The 21417-nt window shown below is 70.0% G+C and carries 5 protein-coding genes and 2 pseudogenes; all 7 read left to right on the top strand.

The features are described 5' to 3' along the window. The first annotated feature begins 23 nt into the window (after nucleotides 1-23). The 7 genes and pseudogenes from E6W39_RS42855 (at nucleotide 24) to E6W39_RS44080 (ending at nucleotide 21416) form a co-directional block, all read left to right on the top strand. Nucleotides 24-209, top strand: a complete 186-nt coding sequence (locus tag E6W39_RS42855) for a hypothetical protein (RefSeq protein WP_181799208.1) — start codon at nucleotides 24-26, stop codon at nucleotides 207-209. Continuing rightward, entirely contained in the window at nucleotides 206-3535 is a 3330-nt protein-coding gene (locus E6W39_RS11315; RefSeq protein ID WP_141633430.1) for a non-ribosomal peptide synthetase, read from the top strand. The genes E6W39_RS42855 and E6W39_RS11315 overlap by 4 nt, the downstream gene beginning before the upstream one ends. Continuing rightward, entirely contained in the window at nucleotides 3535-10557 is a 7023-nt protein-coding gene (locus E6W39_RS11310; RefSeq protein WP_141633429.1) for a non-ribosomal peptide synthetase, read from the top strand. The genes E6W39_RS11315 and E6W39_RS11310 overlap by 1 nt, the downstream gene beginning before the upstream one ends. Next, nucleotides 10485-15077 (top strand): annotated as a pseudogene (locus tag E6W39_RS42850) (amino acid adenylation domain-containing protein); the annotation flags it as partial. The gene E6W39_RS11310 and the pseudogene E6W39_RS42850, both read left to right, overlap by 73 nt. A gap of 35 nt (nucleotides 15078-15112) precedes the next feature. Beyond that, nucleotides 15113-20709 (top strand): annotated as a pseudogene (locus tag E6W39_RS41325) (amino acid adenylation domain-containing protein); the annotation flags it as partial. A 39-nt stretch (nucleotides 20710-20748) separates the two neighbouring features. After that, nucleotides 20749-21270, top strand: a complete 522-nt coding sequence (locus tag E6W39_RS44505; protein WP_456152139.1) for an AMP-binding protein — start codon at nucleotides 20749-20751, stop codon at nucleotides 21268-21270. Beyond that, nucleotides 21267-21416 (top strand): AMP-binding protein, encoded by a 150-nt coding sequence (locus E6W39_RS44080; RefSeq protein ID WP_181799207.1) that lies wholly within the window; start codon nucleotides 21267-21269, stop codon nucleotides 21414-21416. The genes E6W39_RS44505 and E6W39_RS44080 overlap by 4 nt, the downstream gene beginning before the upstream one ends. Nucleotide 21417: the final 1 nt, after the last annotated feature.

The raw sequence follows: 21417 nt of genomic DNA, 5'->3' as shown, positions 1-21417 counted from the left end.
TCTTCACCCTCGGCGGTCACTCGGTGCCGGCCACCCAGTTGGTCAGCCGGGTGTGGGCGCTGCTGGGGGTCAAGTTGCCAGTGCGAGTGCATGACGAGGCGTCGACGCCGGCCGCGATCGCGGCCGCGCCAGCCGAACTGACCGATGGAAAGAAGAAGCAGGCCAGGCTCGCATTGCGGCCGGTGCGCAAGCAGGAGGAGTCCCGTTGATTCCGTTGTCGTTCGCCCAGCGCCGGCTGTGGTTCCTGTGGCAGCTCGAAGGAGCCTCCGCCATCTACAACACCGCGATGGCGGCCCGGATCACCGGGCGGTTGGACCACAAGGCGCTGAACGCCGCCTTCCGTGACCTGATCGAGCGCCATGAGGTGCTCAGGACCGTCTTCCCCGAGACCGCCGACGGCCAGCCCTACCAGAACGTGCTGCCGCTCGCCGAGGCGCGGTTCGAACTGCCGGCGATCGAGGTGGCGCCGGAGGAGCTGGACGCCGCGGTCACCGGGGCGTCCCGCCACGCCTTCGACCTCGCCACCGAGATCCCGCTGCGCGCCTGGCTGTTCTCCGACGGGCCGGATGAGCAGGTGCTCGTGGTTGTCGTGCACCACATCGCCGGTGACGGCTGGTCGATCGGTCCGCTGACGCGCGATCTGTCCCTCGCCTACGCGGCGCGGCTGGAGGGCCGCGAGCCGGGGTGGGAACCGCTTCCGGTGCAGTACACCGACTACGCCGTGTGGCAGCGCGAGTCGCTCGGCGACGAGACCGACCCGGACAGCCTGCTGTCGCAGCAGGTGGACTACTGGCGCGAGGCGTTGGCCGGGCTGCCCGAGGAACTGGAGCTGCCGGTCAGCCGGCCGCGTCCGGCGGTCGCCTCGCACCGCGGCCACCAGGCGGAGCTGGAGGTGTCGGCCGAGGTGCACGGCCGGCTGCTCCGCCTCGCGCGCGAACGCCGGGCCAGCATGTTCGTCGTGCTGCAGGCGGCGATGGCGGTGACGCTGTCCCGCCTGGGCGCGGGCCGTGACATCCCGATCGGGTCGGCCATCGCGGGGCGTACCGATCCGATCCTGAACGACCTGGTCGGCTGCTTCGTCAACACCTTGGTGATCCGCACGGACCTGTCCGATGACCCGACCTTCGACGAGCTGCTGCAGCGCGTGCGCGACGTGGCACTGGACGGGCTGGAGAACCAGGACGTCCCGTTCGAGAAGCTGGTGGAGGTGCTGGCCCCGGCGCGCTCGCTGGGCCGCCAGCCGCTCTTCCAGACGGTCCTGACCATGCAGAACACCGGCTTGGGCATGGAGCTGCCGGGCGTGCGGATCGAGGCTTGGCCGCTGGGCCGTCCGGGAGCCAAGTTCGACCTGGACCTGATGGTCGGCGAGAGCTTCGACGCGCAGGGCGCGCCGGCGGGGATCCGGGGCGTGCTGACTGCGGCGGCAGACCTGTTCGACGCCGATGTCGCCCGGCTGATCGCGGGCTCCCTGGCACGGGTGCTGACGGCGATGGCCGATGACCCGCAGGCCCGGGTCGACGCGGTGGATGTGCTGGGTGCGGATGAGCGTCGCCGGGTGCTGTCGGAGTGGAACGACACCGCTGCGGCCGGATCCGGGTTGATGGTTCCGCAGGTGTTCGAGGCGCAGGTGGCGCGGACGCCGGAGGCGGTGGCGGTTGTCGCCGATGGCGTGTCGGTGTCGTATGCGGAGTTGGATGCGCGGGCGAACCGCCTTGCCCACTATCTGATCAGCCAGGGTGTTGGTCCGGAGTCGGTGGTGGGGTTGGCGTTGCCGCGTGGTGTGGAGATGATCGCGGGGATCTTGGCGGTGTGGAAGGCGGGGGCCGGGTATCTGCCGGTGGACGTGTCCCAGCCGGCGGAGCGGGTCGCGTTCACGGTGAAGGACTCCCGCGCGCAACTCGTGCTGACCACCGATGAGGTGTTGGAGGACCTGCCCTCCGTCGGGGTGCGTCTGGTGGCGGTGGACGGCACGTTGACGGCGATGCAGTTGGCGGGTGCGGCGATCACCTCGCCTGGCGTGGCGGTGGATCCGCAGGCGCTGGCATACGTGATCTACACCTCCGGTTCGACGGGTCGTCCGAAGGGTGTGGCCGTCACGCATGGGGGTCTGGCGAACTACGTCTCCTCGGTGCCGGCCCGGGTCGGTTTCGAGGGCGGTCGGTATGCGCTGTTGCAGGCGCAGGCCACCGATCTGGGGAACACGGTGCTGTTCGCGAGCCTGGTGTCGGGTGGTGAGCTGCATGTCCTGGGGGAGGAGGCGGTCACCGATCCGCGTCTGGTCGCGGACTATGTGGCCGAGCACGGGATCGACTTTGTGAAGGTGGTGCCCTCGCATCTGGCGGCGCTGGGTGCGGTGGGTGGTTTGGAGCGGGTGCTGCCGGGGCGGTCGGTGGTGCTGGGTGGTGAGGCCGCCTCGCCCGGGTGGGTTGATGAGCTGCTGGCCGCGGCTGGTGAGCGGCGGGTGTTCAACCATTACGGTCCGACGGAGACCACGATCGGTGTCGCGACCACCCGCCTGACCCCGGGTGGGGTGGTTCCGGTGGGTTCGCCGGTGGCCAACACCCGTTTCTACGTGCTGGATGAGCGGCTCAACCCGGTGCCGGTGGGTGTCGCGGGTGAGTTGTATGTGGCGGGTGCGCAGCTGGCGCGCGGCTATGTGCGCCGTCCTGACTTGACCGCGGAGCGGTTCGTGGCGTGCCCGTTCGAGCAGGGTGCCAGGATGTACCGCACGGGTGACCGGGCGCGTTGGACGGCCGATGGCGAGATCGTGTTCCTGGGCCGTGCCGACGAGCAGGTGAAGATCCGTGGTTTCCGGATCGAGCCGGGCGAGGTGGCCAGTGTCCTGACGGCTCACCCGCTGATCGCGCAGGCTGCTGTGGTGGCTCGTGAGGATGTGCCGGGTGAGCGTCGCCTGATCGGCTATGTGGTCGCGGACGACCCCGAGGATGCGGATGACACGCTCGCGGGCGCGGTGCGCACCTTCGTGGCCGCGCGCCTGCCGGAGCACATGGTCCCCTCGGCGATCGTGGTTCTGGATGCCCTGCCGCTGGCGGGCAACGGGAAGTTGGACCGCAAGGCGCTGCCGGCCCCCGACTTCGCGGCGGCGGCCGGGGTGTCGAGTCGTGGGCCGGCCACCGCGCAGGAGGAGATCCTGTGCGAGGCGTTCGCCGAGATCCTGGGCCTGGAGAGTGTCGGGGTCGATGACGACTTCTTCGCGTTGGGCGGGCATTCGCTGTTGGCGGTGTCGCTGGTGGAGAAGTTGCGGGTGCGTGGGGTGTCGATATCGATCCGGGCGCTCTTCGAGACCCCGACCGTGGCGAGTCTGGCCGTGGTGACCGGGCCGGAGCAGGTGGCAGTGCCGGCGAACGCGATCCCGGACGGCGCCACGGAGATCACGCCCGAGATGCTGCCACTGGTGGAGCTGACCGAGGCCGAGATCGAGTTGGTCGTGGCGAAGGTGCCCGGTGGTCCTGCGAATGTGGCGGACGTCTACCCGCTGGCCCCGCTCCAGGAGGGGTCTTCTACCACCACCTGATGGCCACGGGTGAGGGCCGTGATGTCTACGTGCTGCCGATCGTGCTCGGGTTCGACTCCCGTGCGCTGCTCGACGCCTTCCTCGGCGCGATGCAGCAGATCGTGGACCGGCACGACATCTACCGCACGGCGATCGTCTGGGAGGGCCTGCGCGAGCCGGTCCAGGTCGTGACCCGACACGCCGAACTGCCCGTCCAGGAAGTCGCGCTGGACCCGGACGGCGCGGACGCGGTGGAGCAGCTGCTGGCCGTCGCGGGCGCCTGGATGGAGCTCGGCCGCGCCCCGCTGATGGACATGCACATCGCCGCCGAACCGGATGGCGACGGCTGGCTGGCCGTGCTGCGCATCCACCAGATGGTCCGGGACCACACCACCCAGGAGGCGCTGCTGCGGGAGGTGCGCGCCTTCCTCGCAGGCCGGGGCGCGGCGCTGCCTGAGGCGCTGCCGTTCCGCAACTTCGTCGCCCAGGCCCGCCTCGGCGTGCCGCGTGAGGAGCACGAGCGGTACTTCGCCGAGCTGCTGGGCGACGTCACCGAGACCACCGCCCCGTTCGGCCTGCTGGACGTGCACAGCGACGGTGCCGCGGTGGAGCGCGCCCAGCTGCCCGTCGACGAGGAACTGACCGGGCGGCTGCGGGGCCTGGCCCGCGAGCTCGGGGTGAGCCCGGCAACCGTGTTCCACCTGGCATGGGCGCGGGTGCTGGGTGCGGTGAGCGGTCGTGACGATGTGGTGTTCGGCACGGTGCTGTTCGGCCGGATGAACGCCGGCAGCGGCGCCGATCAGGTCCAGGGACCCTTCATCAACTCCTTGCCGATGCGGGTGAGCGCCGGCTCGCAGGGGGTGGTCGAGGCTCTGTCCGGGGTGCGGCGGCAGTTGGCCGAGCTGCTGGTGCACGAGCACGCGCCGCTGGCACTGGCGCAGCGGGCCAGCGGGGTGACGGGCGGCAGCCCGCTGTTCACCTCGCTCTTCAACTACCGGCACAACCAGGCCGCTGCCCAGGGCGCCGCCAAGGAGCCGGGACAGTCGGACGGTGCCGTGCTGGACGGAATCACCGTGCGGCACATTCGGGAGCGCACCAACTACCCGCTCCTGGTGGCAGTCGATGACCTCGGGACCGGCTTCCGGCTGACGGTCGACGCGATGGCCCAGATCGACGCGTCGATGGTGTGCACGCTGCTGCACACCGTCGTGGGCAGTCTGGTGGCAGCGCTGGAGAGCAACCGGGACCTCCCGCTGAGCGCCGTGGAGGTACTGGACACCGCAGGGCGCGAGCGGCTCCTGGCCGCGAGCAGCGGACCGGCGGTCGAGGTCGAGCCGTCCACCTTGCCGGGGTTGTTCGAGGCGCAGGTGGTGCGGACGCCGGGTGCGGTGGCGGTGGTGTTCGAGGGTGTCGAGGTGTCGTATGCGGAGTTGGATGCGCGGGTGAACCGGTTGGCGCGTTTGCTGGTGGGTGAGGGGGTTGGTCCGGAGTCGGTGGTGGCGGTGTGTCTGCCGCGTGGTGTGGATGCGGTGGTGGCGTTGTTGGGTGTGTTGAAGGCGGGGGGTGCGTATCTGCCGGTGGATCCGGGGTATCCGGTGGAGCGGATCGGGTTCATGGTGGCGGATGCGTTGCCGGTGGTGGCGTTGGTGTCGGGGGCTACGGTCTCGGTGGTGCCGGGTTCGGTGCGGTCGGTGGTGCTGGATGCTCCGGAGACGGTGGCCTCGTTGGCGGGTCTGTCGGCTGGTGTGCTGTCGGATGCGGAGCGGTTGGCGCCGTTGGGTTTGGCGCATCCGGCGTATGTGATCTACACGTCGGGGTCGACGGGTCGGCCGAAGGGTGTGGTGGTCGAGCATCGTTCGGTGGCGGCGTTGTTGTCGTGGGCGTCGGGTGTGTTCGGGGGTGGCGACTTCGAGCGGGTGTTGGTGTCGACGTCGTTCAACTTCGATGTGTCGGTGTTCGAGTTGTTCGGGCCGTTGGTGTCGGGTGGTTCGGTGGAGGTGGTGCCGGATCTGCTGGCGCTGGCCGATGGTGGGCGTACCGAGTGGGGTGTGTCGCTGGTCAGTGGTGTGCCGTCGGCGTTCGCGCAGGTCTTGGCGGGTGAGGGGTTGTCGGTGGCGCCGAGGACGGTGGTGCTGGCGGGTGAGGCGTTGACGGCGGATGCGGTGTCGGCGATTCGTGGTGCGCTGCCGGGGGTGCGGGTGGCGAACATCTATGGTCCGACCGAGGCGACGGTGTACTCGACGGCGTGGTTCGCCGAGGGTGAGGTGGCGGGTGCGGTGCCGATCGGGCGGCCGATCGCCAATGCGCGCGCTTATGTGCTCGACGGGTCGTTGCAGCCGGTGATTCCGGGTGTGGCGGGTGAGTTGTATCTGGCGGGTGCGGGGTTGGCGCGTGGGTATCTGGGGCGTGCGGGTTTGACGGCGGAGCGTTTCGTGGCGTCGCCGTTCGGTGCGGCGGGGGAGCGGTTGTATCGCACGGGTGACTTGGTGCGGTGGAGTCGGGATGGTGAGATCGAGTATCTGGGGCGTGCGGATGAGCAGGTGAAGGTCCGTGGTTTCCGGATCGAGTTGGGTGAGGTGCAGGCGGCGGTTGCCGCGCATCCGCAGGTCGTTCAGGCTGTGGTGGTGGCGCGTGAGGACGTGCCGGGTGACAAGCGTCTGGTGGCCTATGTTGTGACGGCCGTGGATGTCTCTGGTGAACTTGGCGTGCTGGTGCGGGAGTTCGTGGGTGAGCGGTTGCCGTCCTACATGGTTCCGTCGGCGGTGGTGGTGCTGGATGCGCTGCCGCTGTCGGTGAATGGCAAGCTCGACCGCCGTGCGCTGCCGGCGCCGGACTTCGCGGCTGCCGCCGGTGCGGGTCGGGAGCCGGCCACCGAGCAGGAGCGGATGCTGTGCGAGGCGTTCGCCGAGGTGCTCGGGCTGCCCGCGGTCGGTGTTGAGGACGACTTCTTCATGCTGGGTGGTCATTCGCTGCTGGCGACGCGTCTGGTGAGCCGGATCCGGGTCGTGCTGGGCGTGGAGTTGCCGTTGCGGGCGCTGTTCGAGCGTCCGACTCCTGCCGCGGTCGCGGCGTGGCTGGGTGAGGCCGGCGCGGGCCGGGTGGCGTTGGTGCCGATGGTGCGTCCGGAGCGGGTGCCGCTGTCGTTCGCGCAGCACCGGCTGTGGTTCCTGGGGCAGTTGGAGGGTCCGAGCGCGACCTACAACCTCCCGATGGCCGTGCGGCTGACCGGGCAGGTGGAGCGGGCGGCGCTGAGCGCCGCACTGCGGGACGTCATCGGGCGTCACGAGGTTCTCCGCACGGTGTTCGCTGCGGTTGACGGCGAGCCGTACCAGCGCGTGCTCGATGTCGAGGATGCCGGGTTCGAGCTCGCGGTTGTCGACGCGGCCTCGGAAGAGCTGCCGGCCCGGGTGGCCGCAGCGGGCGCGTACGCGTTCGACCTCTCGTCCGAGATCCCTTTGCAGGCAACGCTGTTCGCGGTGGGTCCGGTCGACCACGTGCTGGTCGTGGTGGTGCATCACATCGCCGGGGACGGCTGGTCGGTGGCGCCGTTGGCGCGGGATCTGTCGGTGGCGTACGAGGCGAGGGTGGCCGATCGGGCGCCCGAGTGGGAGCCGCTGCCGGTGCAGTACGCGGACTACGCGCTGTGGCAGCGTGAACTGCTCGGGGATGAGCGGGATCCGAGCAGCGTGCTGTCCGGGCAGGTGGCGTACTGGCGCGAGGCGTTGGCCGGGGCGCCGGTCGAACTGGAGCTGCCGACCGATCGACCGCGTCCGGCGGTGGCCGGCCACGGTGGACATCGGGTCGAGCTGCGGGTGCCCGGGGAGTTGCACAGGCGCCTGCTGGACGTTGCGCGAGAGCAGGGATCGACCCTGTTCATGGTGCTCCAGGCCGCCCTCGCGGTCACCCTCAACCGCTTGGGTGCGGGGAACGACATTCCCGTCGGCGTGGCGGTGGCCGGGCGCACGGATGAGGCGCTGGACGAACTGGTCGGGTTCTTCGTCAACACGCTGGTGATGCGTACCGACCTGTCCGGCGACCCGACCGTGGCTCAGGTGCTCGATCGGGTGCGGGAGGCCAGTCTTGGGGCGTTCGCGCACCAGGACGTGCCGTTCGAGAAGCTGGTGGAGGAGTTGGCGCCGGTCCGGTCGCTGGCTCGGCACCCGCTGTTCCAGGTCATGCTGACCGTCCAGAACACGGCATCGGTGGCGTTGGAGCTCCCCGGTCTGCGGATCGACCCGCTGGCCGGCGGGACGGGGGCGGGCGCGGCCAAGTTCGACCTGGAGCTGTCGGTTGGCGAGGTCTACGACGGCGCGGGTTCTCCTGCCGGCTTGCAGGGCTCGTTGATCGTGGCTGCGGATCTGTTCGATGCGGGGACGGCGGAGCGTTTCGCGGGCTGGCTGCTGCGGGTGGTGGAGACGGTTGTCGCTGAGCCGCAGACGCGGTTGTCGGCGGTGCGGGTGCTGGATGAGGCCGAGCGGGAGCGGCTGCTGACTGACTGGAACGACACGGCTGTTGCTGTTCCGGAGCTGTCGGTGGCGGAGGTGTTCGCGGCGCAGGTGGCGCGGACGCCGGATGCGGTGGCGGTGGTGTCCGGTGGTGTGGAGCTGTCGTACGCGGAGTTGGATGCGCGGGCTGCTGCGTTGGCGGGTGTGCTGCGGGATCACGGGGTCGGCGCGGAGTCGCTGGTCGGTGTGGTGATGGACCGCTCGGTGGAGCTGTTGGTGGCGTTGCTGGCGGTGGTGAAGGCGGGTGGTGCGTATCTGCCGGTGGATGTGGAGTATCCGTCGGAGCGGATCGGGTTCGTGTTCCAGGACGCGGCGCCGGTGTGTGTGCTGACCACGCGGGATGCTGCCTCGCGGGTGCCGGAGTCGGTGGAAGCGCCGGTGCTGGTGGTCGATGGTGGGGATCTGCCGGCCGGGTCGGTGGAGGTGACCGGCGCTGGGGTGGGTCCGGGGTGCCCGGTGTATGTGATGTACACCTCGGGTTCGACGGGTGTGCCCAAGGGTGTGGTGACCACGCAGCGGGATCTGGTGGAGTTGGCGTCGGCTTCGCATTGGGGTGTGGGGTCGGGGGATCGGGTGTTGTTCCAGGCCCCGCACGCCTTCGATGCCTCCTCGTACGAGGTGTGGGTGGCGTTGCTGTCGGGTGCGACGGTGGTGGTGGCGCCGACGGGTGCGGTGGATGCGGGGGTGCTGCGGTCGCTAGTGGTCGACCACGCCGTGTCGCACGTGCATGTGACGGCGGGTCTGTTCCGGGTGATCGCGGAGCAGGATCCGCAGTGCTTCGCGGGTGTGCGTGAGGTGTTGACCGGTGGTGACGTGGTGCCGGTGGGTGCGGTGCGCCGGGTGCTGGAGGTGTGCCGAGGTGTGGTGGTGCGGCACCTGTACGGGCCGACGGAGGTGACGTTGTGCGCCACGCAGCACGAGGTGGGTTCGCCGGAGGCGCTGGGTGAGGTGCTGCCGATCGGTGGGCCGTTGGACGGCACCCGGGTGTACGTGTTGGACGAGTTCTTGGCTCCGGTGCCGGTGGGTGTGGCGGGGGAGTTGTATGTGGCGGGTGCGGGGTTGGCGCGCGGTTATCTGAACCGTCCGGGTCTGACGGGTGAGCGGTTCGTGGCGGACCCGTTCGGTGTGGCGGGTGGCCGGTTGTATCGCACGGGTGACCGGGTGAAGTGGTCGGCGGATGGGCGGTTGGTGTTCGCGGGGCGTGCGGATGAGCAGGTGAAGATCCGCGGGTTCCGGGTGGAGCCGGGTGAGGTGGAGTCGGTGGTGGCCGCGCATCCGCGGGTTGTTCAGGCGGCGGTGGTTGCTCGTGAGGATGTGCCGGGTGACAAGCGCCTGGTGGCCTACGTTGTTGCCGGCGGGGGCGGAGATGCGGCTGAACTTGTCGCGTCTGTACGGGAGTTCGTTGGTGGTCGGTTGCCGTCGTACATGGTGCCCTCGGCGGTGGTGGTCCTGGAGGCGTTGCCGTTGACGGCCAACGCCAAGCTGGACCGCAAGGCCCTGCCCGCACCCGAATACGCCACCGGTGCCGGCCGAGCGCCCGCCGGCATCCAGGAAGAACTGCTTTGCCAGGCCTTCGCCGAGGTGCTGGGCCTGGAGAGCGTCGGTGTCGATGACGACTTCTTCGTCCTCGGCGGCCACTCCCTGCTCGCCGTGCGGGTGTTGAGCCGGGTGCGCACCCTGCTGGGAGTGGAACTGCCCATCCGGGCGCTGTTCGAGGCGCCGACCCCGGCCGCGTTGGCCGCCCGGCTGGGCGAGGCCGCCACGGGCCGGACTGCCGTGACCGCGATGGCGCGGCCGGAGCGGGTGCCGTTGTCGTTCGCTCAGCGGCGGTTGTGGTTCATCGGTCAGTTGGAGGGGCCGAGTGCGACGTACAACCTGCCGGTGGTGCTGCGACTGTCGGGTGAGGTGGATCGGGGGGCGTTGGATGCGGCGCTGCGGGATGTGATCGGCCGGCACGAGGTGCTGCGGACGGTCTTCGCGGTGGCTGATGGTGAGCCGTTCCAGCGGATCCTGGAGTCGGGTGAGCTGGACTGGGCGGTGCGGCGGGTCGATGTGACTGCCGAGCGGTTGGACGGTGCGATCGCCGAGGCGACCGGTTATGCCTTCGACCTTGCTACCGAACTCCCGATCCGGGCTTGGCTGTTCACTGTCGGTGCCGACGAGCAGGTTTTGGTGGTGACGGTTCACCACATCGCGGGGGATGGTTGGTCGATGGGTCCGCTGGCGGCGGATGTGTCGGCCGCGTATGCGGCACGCAGCGCTGGCCGGGCTCCTGTGTGGGAGCCGTTGCCGGTGCAGTACGCGGATTATGCGCTGTGGCAGCGTGACCTGCTCGGGGACGAGCAGGACCGCGACAGTCTGATGGCCCGTCAGATCGACTACTGGCGTGGTGCGCTGTCGGGTGTGCCGGAGGAGCTGGAGCTGCCGTTCGATCGTTCGCGTCCCGCGGTGGCGAGCTACCGGGTGTGGCGGTGCCGGTCGAGGTGCCGGCCGATGTGCACGCGCGGCTGGTGGAGTTGGCGCGGGCCGAGGGCGTGACGGTGTTCATGGTGCTGCAGGCCGCCCTCGCGGCGACCCTCAGCCGCCTGGGCGCCGGCACCGACATCCCGATCGGCTCGGCCAACGCCGGCCGCACCGACGAGGCACTCGACGACCTGGTGGGCTTCTTCGTCAACACCCTGGTCCTGCGCACGGATCTGTCGGGCAACCCCACCTTCCGCGAGGTGCTGGGTCGGGTGCGTGAGGTGAGCCTGTCGGCGTTCGCGCACCAGGACGTGCCGTTCGAGAAGCTGGTGGAGGAGCTGGCCCCGGCCCGCTCGTTGGCGCGCCACCCGTTGTTCCAGGTGATGCTGACCCTGCAGAACAACACGGGCGCCGTCCTCGACCTCCCTGGCATCACGGCCGAGGCCGTGACGACCGAGGCAGCGACGGCCAAGTTCGACCTGAACCTGAGCCTGGCGGAACTCTTCGACGCTGACGGTCACGCGGCAGGCCTGCGCGGTTCGGTGGTCGCATCGGCGGACCTCTTCGAGACCGTCTCGGTCGAGCGGCTGACCGAGCGCCTGCTGTGGGTGCTGAGGTCACTGTCCGAGCAGCCGGCGCAGCGGTTGAGCTCCCTGGAGATCCTCGGCCAGGACGAGCGCCAGCAGGTCCTGGTGACCTGGAACGACACTGCGACCGAGGTCTCGGCCACCTCGCTGCCGAGCCTGTTCGAGGCGCAGGTGGCGCGGACGCCGGATGCGGTGGCGATCGTCGCGGACGGCGCCGGGGTCAGCTATGCGGAACTGGATGCCCGCGCCAACCGGCTCGCACACCACCTGCTGAACCAGGGAATCGGCGCCGGGTCGCTGGTGGCCCTCTGCCTGCCGCGCGGGACGGCGACGATAACGGCGATCCTCGCCGTCTGGAAGGCGGGCGCCGCCTACCTGCCGATCGACCCGAAGCAGCCGGCCGACCGCCTCGCCCACCTGCTGGCGGACAGCGGTGCCCGGTTGGTCCTCAGCACGGACGAGCTGCCGGTCGACGGGCTGCCGGTGCTGTTCCTCGACGATCCTGCGACGGCGGGGGCGATCGAGTCGTGCCCGGACACCCCGTGCGCGATCGACGTGGCGGCCGAGGCGCTCGCGTACGTGATCTACACCTCCGGGTCGACCGGCCTGCCCAAGGGCGTGATGGTCACCCATGGCTCACTGACGAACTACGTGGCGTCGGTCGCCGCACGCCTCGGCCTGGGCGCGCCCGGCGGCCGCTACGCGCTGCTGCAGGCGCAGGCCACCGACCTCGGCAACACCATGGTGTTCGCGAGCCTCGCCACCGGTGGGCAGTTGCACATCCTGGACGAGGACGCGACCACCGATCCGGCGGCGGTGTCCGCCTACCTGGCCGACCACGCGATCGACTACCTGAAGGTGGTGCCCTCGCACCTGGCGGCGCTGTCCGCCGGGCGTGACCTTGCGGAGGTCCTGCCGTCGACCTCGGTGATCCTCGGTGGCGAGGCGGCTTCTCCGGCGCTGGTGCGGGAGTTGCTGGCGGCTGCGGGTGACTGCGGGGTGTTCAACCACTACGGGCCGACCGAGACCACGATCGGCGTCGCGACCACCCGACTGACCGACGACTCGCTGGCCGGCGGGGTCGTCCCGATCGGCGCGCCGATCGGGAACACCCGTCTCTACGTCCTGGACCAGTGGCTCTCCCCGGTGCCGCCGAACGCTTCCGGTGAACTGTACGTAGCGGGCGCGGGGCTGGCCCGGGGCTACGCCGACCGTGCGGCGCTCACTGCGGAGCGGTTCGTGGCGAACCCATTCGAGCCGGGCACTCGGATGTACCGGACCGGCGACCTGGCGCGCTGGAACGCCGCCGGCCAGGTGGAGTACCTGGGACGGGCGGACGACCAGGTGAAGATCCGCGGTTTCCGGATCGAACCCGGCGAGGTCCAGACCGCAGTGGCCGCGCATCCGCAGGTGACTCAGGCGGTCGTGGTGGTGCGCGAGGACCTGTCCGGCGATCGGCGTCTGGTGGCGTATGTGGTCGCGGCCGAGCCGATGGGCGAACTCACCGCTTCGGTTCGGGAGTTCGTCGGCGCCCGGCTGCCGGACTACATGGTGCCGTCCGCCGTGGTGTGTCTTGAGCAGTTCCCGCTGACCGCGAACGGCAAGCTGGACCGCAAGGCCCTGCCGGCGCCCGAGTACGCCGCCGGCTCCGGACGCGGCCCGGCGAACGCGCGCGAGGAGGTGCTCTGCCAGGCATTCGCCGAGGTACTGGGTCTGGAGAGCGTGGGCGTCGATGACGACTTCTTCGCGCTCGGCGGGCACTCGCTACTGGCGATCCGGCTGGTGGAGCGGCTGCGTGAGCGGGCCGTGCCGGTCTCGGTGAAGGCGATGTTCCAGTCGCCGACGCCGGCCGGTCTGGCCGAATCGACCGGGTCGGCCCAGGTGGTGGTCCCGGCGAACCTGATCCCCGAGGGCACCACCGAGATCACGCCGGAGATGCTGCCGCTGGTGGAGCTGGCCCCGGCCGAGGTCGAGCGGATCGTGGCGACGGTCGAGGGCGGCGCGGCCAATCTGAAGGACGTCTACCCGCTGGCCCCGCTGCAGGAAGGACTCTTCTTCCACCACCTGATCGCCGATCGGGAGCGTGGCGAGGTCGATGTGTACGCACAGCCGCTGGTGCTGGAGTTCGACTCGCCGGAGAGGTTGGACGCGTTCCTCCATGCGCTGCGGCAGGTGGTGGACCGGCATGACATCTACCGCACGGCGATTGTGTGGGAGGGTCTGCGCGAGCCGGTGCAGGTGGTGTCGCGCCGGGTGGAGCTGCCGGTCCACCAGGTCGTGCTGGACCCGCAGGGCCCTGACCCGATCGAGCAGTTGACCGCTCTCGGCAGGTCCTGGATGGATCTCAGCAGCGCTCCGTTGATGGACGTGCATGTCACCGCCGAGCCGGGGGGTGAGCGCCGGCTGGCGATGCTGCGGATCCACCACCTGGCGCAGGACCACACCACGCTGGACGTACTGCTCGGGGAGCTGCGGGCGTTCATGTCCGGCCGTGCCGACACGCTGCCGGCGCCCCTGCCGTTCCGGGACTTCGTGGCGCAGGCCCGGCTGGGCGTGCCACGTGCGGAGCACGAGCGCTACTTCGCCGAACTGCTCGGTGATGTGACGGAGCCGACGGCGCCGTTCGGCCTGCTCGACGTCCATGGCGACGGATCCGACTCGGTGCGCGCACAGCTTGCTATTGACCCTGAACTGGCTGAGCGCGTACGGGGCTTGGCGCGGCGACAGGGCGTGAGTCCGGCCACGGTGTTCCACCTGGCGTGGGCGCGGGTGCTGGGTGCGGTGAGCGGCCGGGACGATGTGGTGTTCGGCACGGTGCTGTTCGGCCGGATGAACTCCGGTGCCGGTTCGGACCGGGTGCCGGGCCTGTTCCTCAACACGCTGCCGGTGCGGGTGCGAGTGGACGGGCAGACTGCGGGTGCGGCGCTGGACGGCATCCGGCACCAGTTGGCAGGGCTGCTGGTGCACGAGCACGCGCCGCTGGCGCTGGCGCAGAAGGCGAGCGGGATGGCGGGCGGCAGCCCGCTGTTCACCTCGATCTTCAACTACCGGCACAATCAGCCCGCCGCGCGGGACACGGGCTCCGGCTTCGAGGGCATCGGCGTGCTCTCCGCGCGGGATCTGACCAACTACCCGCTGAGCATCGCCGTCGATGACGACCAGACGGGGTTCGGCCTGACCGTCGATGCGGTGGCTTCGATCGACCCGCAGCAGGTGGGGTTGCTGCTGCACACCTGCCTGGGCAATCTGGTTGCGGCCCTGGAGGGTGCCCCGGAGCAGACGCGCCTTGCTTCGGTGGATGTGCTGGGTGAGGCTGAGCGTGCTCTGGTGCTGACCGGCTGGAACGGGTCGGTGGTGGGGGTTGGTTCGCTGGTGCCGGAGTTGGTGGCGCGGCGGGCTGCGGAGTTGCCTGGTGCGGTGGCGGTGGTGTGTGAGGGTGTCGAGCTGTCGTATGCGGAGTTGGATGCGCGGGCGAACCGGCTGGCGCATTTCCTGGTGGGTCGGGGTGTGGGTGCCGAGTCGGTGGTGGGTCTGTGCCTGCCGCGCGGTGTGGAGATGGTTGCCGCGATCCTGGGTGTGTGGAAGGCGGGGGCAGCGTACGTACCGCTGGACCCTGAGTATCCGGCGGAGCGGTTGGCGTTCATGGTGGCGGACAGTGGTGCGGGCCTGGTGTTGGGTGAGGGTGGGCTGGATGTGGCCGGGCCGGAGGTGGCGGCGCAGCCGGCCACGGCTCCGGAGGTGGAGCTGGCTGAGGGTCAGTTGGCGTATGTGATCTATACGTCGGGGTCGACGGGTCGGCCGAAGGGTGTGGCGGTCACTCATGGTGCGGTGGCTGGTATGGCTGTGGCGTTGGGTCCGCACCTGGGTGTGCAGGTGGGGACGCGGGTGCTGCAGTTCGCGTCGTTCAGCTTCGACGCCTCGGTGTTGGATGTCGTGTTGACGTTGTCGGCGGGTGGGACGTTGGTGGTGGCGTCGGCCTCGGAGCGGGCTGATGCGGGTCTGCTGGTGAAGATGCTGGGTGAGGTGGGGTTGAGGCGGCGAGTGTGGTGCCGTCGCTGCTGGCGGTGCTGGATCCTGCTGAACTGCCGGGCCTGTCGACGGTGTTGGTGGGCGCGGAGCCGATCTCGGTGGAGCAGGCGCGCGCTTGGAGTGCGGGCCGGCGGTTGGTCAACACGTATGGTCCGACCGAGTCGACGGTGATGGTGACGGCCGGGCGGGTGGACGGTTCGGGTTCGGTGGTGCCGATGGGCGCGCCGGTGGCGAACACGCGGCTGTTCGTGCTGGATGGCAGTTTGCAGCCGGTGCCGGTGGGTGTGGCGGGTGAGTTGTACATCGCGGGTGGGCAGTTGGCGCGTGGCTATGTGGGTCGTGCGGGGCTGTCGGCGGAGCGGTTCGTGGCGTCGCCGTTCGGTGATGGTGGGCGGATGTACCGCACGGGTGACCGGGCGCGGTGGACCGTGGACGGGCAGTTGGTGTTCGCGGGGCGTGCGGACGAGCAGGTGAAGATCCGTGGTTTCCGGATCGAGCCGGGTGAGGTGCAGGCTGTGGTGGCCGAGCACCCGAGCGTGGCGCAGGCCGTGGTCGTGGCCCGTCAGGACCAGGCGGGTGAGGATCCGCGGCTGGTCGCCTACGTCGTCGGGAACGGCGACAGCAGCGGACTGGCCGCCACTGTCCGTGAGTTCGTGGCTGAACGACTGCCGTCCTACATGGTTCCGTCGGCGGTGGTGGTGCTGGAGGAGCTGCCGCTGACGGTGAACGGCAAGCTGGACCGCAAGGCCCTGCCCGCGCCGGAGTACGCGGCCGGTGCGGGTCGGGCGCCGGCGACGGTGCAGGAGGAGGTCCTGTGCCAGGCGTTCGCTGAGGTCCTGGGACTGGACCGGGTCGGTGTCGATGACGACTTCTTCATGCTGGGTGGCCACTCGCTCCTTGTGGTCTCCCTGGTGGAGAACCTCCGGGCGCGGGGTGTGTCCGTCTCGGTGAAGGCCCTCTTCCAGATGCCGACGCCGGCCGGGCTGGCCGGTGCTGCCGGGCCGGTCCAGGTGGTGGTGCCGCCGAACCTGATTCCTGAGGGTGTCACCGGGATCACGCCCGAGATGCTGCCGCTGGTGGAGCTCACTGCGGCGGAGATCGAGCGGGTCGTGGCGACGGTCGAGGGCGGCGCGGCCAATGTGAAGGACGTCTACCCGCTGGCCCCGCTCCAGGAGGGACTCTTCTTCCACCACCTGCTCGCCGACCGCGACGGCGGTGAGGCTGATGTGTACGCAGTGCCGTCCGTGCTCGGGTTCGACTCCCGGGAGCGGGTGGACGCGTTCCTGGACGCGTTGCGGGCGGTGATCGTCCGGCACGACATCTACCGCACGGCGATCGTGTGGGAGGGGCTGCGGGAGCCGGTGCAGGTGGTGTCGCGTCGGGCGGAGCTGCCGGTCCAGGAGGTCGTGCTGGACCCGCAGGGCCCGGAGCCGGTCGAGCAGATGATGGCCCTCGGCGAGCCCTGGATGGATCTCGCCAGCGCGCCGCTGATTCGCGTGCACATCGCGGCGGAGCCGGATGGTGACCGCTGGCTGGCCCTGCTGCGGATCCACCACCTGGTGCAGGACCACACGACCATGGACGTGCTGCTCGGGGAGCTGCGGGCGGTCATGTCCGGCCGTGCCGACACGCTGCCGGAGCCGCTGCCGTTCCGCGACTTCGTCGCCCATGCCCGCCTGAGCGTCCCGCGGGAGGAGCACGAGCGCTACTTCGCCGAGCTGCTCGGCGACGTCACCGAGACGACGGCGCCCTTCGGTGTGCTGGACGTGTACGGCGACGGCAGTACCGCACACCGGGCACGCCTCCTGGTGGACGATGAACTGTACTTCCGTACCCGTGAGTTGGCGCGCCGCCTGGGCGTCAGTGCGGCCACCGTCTTCCACCTGGCGTGGGCGCGGGTGCTGGCATCGCTGTCGGGCCGTGACGACGTGGTGTTCGGCACGGTGCTGTTCGGCCGGATGAACGCCGGTGCGGGTGCCGATCGGGTGCCGGGTCTGTTCATGAACACCCTGCCGGTGCGCGTGCGGCTGGACGGCCAGAGTGCGGGTGAGGCGCTGGACGGCATGCGAGGCCAGCTGGCCGAGCTGCTGGTGCACGAGCACGCGCCGCTGTCGCTGGCGCAGCAGGCGAGTGGAGTGGCAGGCGGCAGCCCGCTGTTCACCTCGCTCCTCAACTACCGCCACAGCCAGGCACCGGCTCCGGGTGGCGGTCCCAGAGTCTCGGGTGTCGGGCTGCTGACCGCGAGCGACCACACCAACTACCCCGTGAGCGTGTCCGTCGACGATCGCACCACCGGGTTCGAAGTGACCGTCGAGGCGGTGGCACCGGCCGACGCACAGCAGATCTGTGAGCTGATGCACGCCACCCTGGCCAATCTCGTCGCCGTTCTGGACGAGGCTCCGCAGTCGCGGCTGGCGGCGGTGGAGGTGATGGGTGAGGTTGAGCGTCGCCTGGTGGTGGAGGAGTGGAACGACACTGCTCAGCCGCTGGTGGATGTGACGTTGCCGGGGTTGTTCGCGGCGCAGGTGGTGCGGACGCCGGACGCGGTGGCGGTGGTGTTCGAGGGTGTCGAGGTGTCGTACACGGAGTTGGATGCGCGGGCGAACCGGTTGGCGCGTTTGCTGATCGGCCGCGGTGTGGGGCCTGAGTCGGTGGTCGCGGTGCTGATGGAGCGCGGCGTCGATCTGGTGGTGGCGTTGCTGGCCGTGGTGAAGGCGGGTGGCGCGTATCTGCCGGTGGATCCGGAGTATCCGGTGGAGCGGATCGCCCATGTGCTGGATGACGCGGCACCGGTGTGCGTCCTGACGACGGAGCAGTGTGCACCGGTGCTGCCGGACTCGGTTGACGGACCGGTGCTGGTGCTGGACAGCGCCGAGGTGCGCGCCGAGCGCTCGGGTTCGGCGGGGTCGCGGCTGACCGATACCGACTTGGTCGCTCCGCTGCTGCCGGCCCATCCGGTGTATGTGATCCACACGTCGGGTTCGACCGGGCGTCCCAAGGGAGTCGTGGTCACTCACCAGGCGCTGGCGAATCACCTGCGGGCGGCTGGGCAACGGGTCCCGCTGGGGGTCGGCGACCGCCTGCTGGCCGTGACCACGGTGTCTTTCGACATCGCGGCGCTGGAGCTGTTCCTGCCGCTGCTGTGCGGGGCGGCTGTGGTGCTTGCCGAGCGGGAGACGGTGCGTGACGCGGTGGCGCTGCGGGAACTGGTCCGCACCAGCGGGGCGACCGCTGTTCAGGCCGTCCCGTCGCTGTGGCGGGCCCTGCTGGCCGGCGAGGCCGATTGGCGGCCGCGCGGGGTGCGGATGCTGGTCGGCGGCGAGGCGCTGCCTGAGGAGCTGGCGGTCCGGGTGCGGGAGCTCGGGGTGTGGGCGGTGAACCTGTACGGTCCGACGGAGGCCACGGTCTGGGCGACCTCGGCCGAGGTCGGCGAGGGTCCGGTGACCATCGGTCGTCCGTTCGCCAACATGCGTGCCTATGTGCTGGATTCGGCGCTGCGGCCGGTTCCGGTGGGTGCGGTGGGCGAGTTGTATCTGGCGGGTGCGCAGTTGGCTCGGGGGTACCTGGGCCGGCCGGGGCTTTCCGCGGAGCGGTTCACTGCCGCCCCGTTCGGCCCGGTGGGTGAGCGCATGTACCGCACGGGCGATCTGGCCCGCTGGCGCGGGGACGGGACGCTGGAGTGCCTGGGCCGGGTCGACACGCAGGTCAAGGTGCGTGGCTTCCGGATCGAACTGGGTGAGATCGAGGCTGCGTTGGAGCGTCACGAGCTGGTGGCCCAGGCGGTGGTGACGGTCAACGGGAGCGGTGCGGGTGAGCAGCGGCTTGCCGGGTACGTCGTGCCTCTGGCCGGCGCGCAGTTGGATCCGGCGGACCTGCGGGCCTACCTGGCTCGGAGTCTGCCGGCGTACATGGTTCCGTCGGCGGTGGTGGCGTTGGAGGAACTGCCGCTGACGGCGAACGGCAAGGTGGACCGCAAAGCCCTGCCCGCACTGGAGTACGCCGCCGGTACGGGCCGGGAGCCTGCGACGGTGCAGGAGGAGCTGCTGTGCCAGGCGTTCGCCGAGGTCCTGGGACTCGAGCGAGTCGGTGTCGAGGACGACTTCTTCGAGCTGGGTGGTCACTCGCTGCTGGCGACCCGACTGGTCAGTGAGGTGCGGGAGTCGCTGCAGGCCGAACTGCCGATCCGGGTGGTGTTCGAGGCGCGGACGCCGGCGGGGCTCGCCGGCTGGCTCGCCAGTCAGATCGAGAACCAGAGCAAAGCTAGGCCCACTCTGCGGCCGATGCGTAAGCAGGAGGACTACTGATGATTCCGTTGTCGTTTGCGCAGCGTCGGCTGTGGTTCCTGGGTCAGTTGGAGGGTCCGAGCGCGACCTATAACATCCCGACGGCGCTGCGGCTGACCGGAGATGTGGATCGGGAGGCCCTCGCCGAGGCGTTGCGGGACGTGATCCAGCGGCACGAGGTGCTGCGCACGGTCTTCCCGACCGAGAACGGTGAGCCGTACCAGCGGGTCCTCAAGCTCGAGGACAGCGGGTTCGAGCTGGCGCTCGAGGCGGTCTCCCAGGAGTCGCTGGACGCCGCCGTGAGCGGGGCCATCGCATACGCGTTCGATCTGTCCGTCGAGATCCCGATGCGGGCCTGGCTCTTCACCTCGGACGGCGACGACACCGTGTTGGTGGTGGTGATTCATCACATCGCCGGGGACGGCTGGTCGACGGCGCCGTTGGCGCGGGACGTGTCGGTGGCGTATGCGGCGCGGGCCGCGGGCCGGGCACCGGAGTGGGAGCCGCTGCCGGTGCAGTACGCGGACTATGCGCTGTGGCAACGGGAGTTGCTCGGTGATGAGCGGGATCCGGACAGCGTGCTCTCCCGGCAGCTGGAGTACTGGCGCAAGACGCTGGCCGGGGCGCCGGCCGAACTGGAGCTGCCGACCGATCGGCCGCGTCCCGCCGTGGCCAGTCGTCAGGGCCATGCGGTGGCAGTCGAGCTGCCGGCCGGCCTGCACGAGCGTCTGGTGAAGGTGACCAGGGGGCGGGGGGTGACTCTGTTCATGGTGGTGCAGGCCGCGCTGGCGGTCACTCTCAACCGTTTGGGCGCAGGGAACGACATCCCGATCGGGGCGGCGATCGCCGGACGCACCGAGAAAGCCTTGGAAGACCTGATCGGGTTCTTCGTGAACACGTTGGTGATGCGCACGGACCTGTCCGGCGACCCGACGATGGCCCAGGTGCTCGATCGGGTTCGAGAAGCGGGACTTGGCGCGTTCGCGCACCAGGATGTGCCGTTCGAGCGGGTGGTGGAGGAACTGGCGCCGGTCCGGTCCGCGGCCCGGCACCCGCTGTTCCAGGTCATGCTCACGGTGCAGAACACGGCTTCGGCGGCATTGGATCTGTCCGGCGTGGGTGCGGCGGGCTCGCTGCCATCGGCTCTGGCGTCGTCACAGGGTCTGCTGGCGTCGAAGTTCGACCTGGAACTGAGTCTTGGTGAGGTCTTCGGTGCGCAGGGCAAGCCGGCAGGCATCCGTGGGAAGTTGACCGCGGCTGCGGATCTGTTCGATGCGGGGACGACGGAGCGCTTCGCGGGTTGCTTGGTCCAGGTCCTGGAGACGGTTGTCGCTGAGCCGCAGACGCGGTTGTCGGCGGTGGATGTGATGGGCGCGGATGAGCGTCGTCTGGTGGTGGAGGAGTGGAACCGGACTGGGGTGGAGTTCGGGGCCGGGTTGGTGCCGGCGTTGTTCGCGGCGCGGGTGGCTGCGTCGCCGGATGTGGTGGCGGTGGTGGCGGATGGTGTGGAGGTGTCGTTCGCTGAGTTGGAGGTGCGGGCGAATCGGTTGGCGCATTATCTGCGGTTGCAGGGTGTGGGTGCGGAGTCGTTGGTGGGGTTGTGTCTGCCGCGTGGTGTGGAGATGGTTGCCGCGATTTTGGGTGTGTGGAAGGCGGGGGCGGCGTATGTGCCGTTGGATCCTGAGTATCCGGCGGAGCGGTTGGCGTTCATGTTGCGTGACAGTGGTGCGTCGGTGCTGGTGGGTGTGGAGGAGGTGCTGGACGAGCTGCCGGTGGGGCGGGGGGTTCGTACGATCGCGGTGGATGAGCCGTTGGTGGTGGGGCTTTGGCGGCGCAGCCGGCCACTGCTCCTGAACTGGACTTGCTGGCAGGCCAGTTGGCGTATGTGATCTACACCTCGGGGTCGACGGGCCGGCCGAAGGGTGTGGCGGTCACGCATGGCGGGTTGGCGAACTATGTGCGGTGGGCGGTTGGGGCGTATGGGATGGAGGGGGTGGTGGTGCGCCGTTGCATTCGTCGTTGTCGTTCGACTTGAC

This window comes from Kitasatospora acidiphila (genome assembly GCF_006636205.1).
GTDB lineage: Bacteria > Actinomycetota > Actinomycetes > Streptomycetales > Streptomycetaceae > Kitasatospora > Kitasatospora acidiphila.
Note: the sequence above shows the minus strand (reverse complement) of the source record. Positions and strands in the feature narration are given on the sequence as shown.

Excerpts from the sequence above, each read along its gene's own strand:
- E6W39_RS11310 (WP_141633429.1), top strand. The coding sequence starts at position 3,535 with ATGGCCACGGGTGAGGGCCGTGATGTCTACGTGCTGCCGATCGTGCTC.
- E6W39_RS44505 (WP_456152139.1), top strand. The coding sequence starts at position 20,749 with ATGGGCGCGGATGAGCGTCGTCTGGTGGTGGAGGAGTGGAACCGGACT.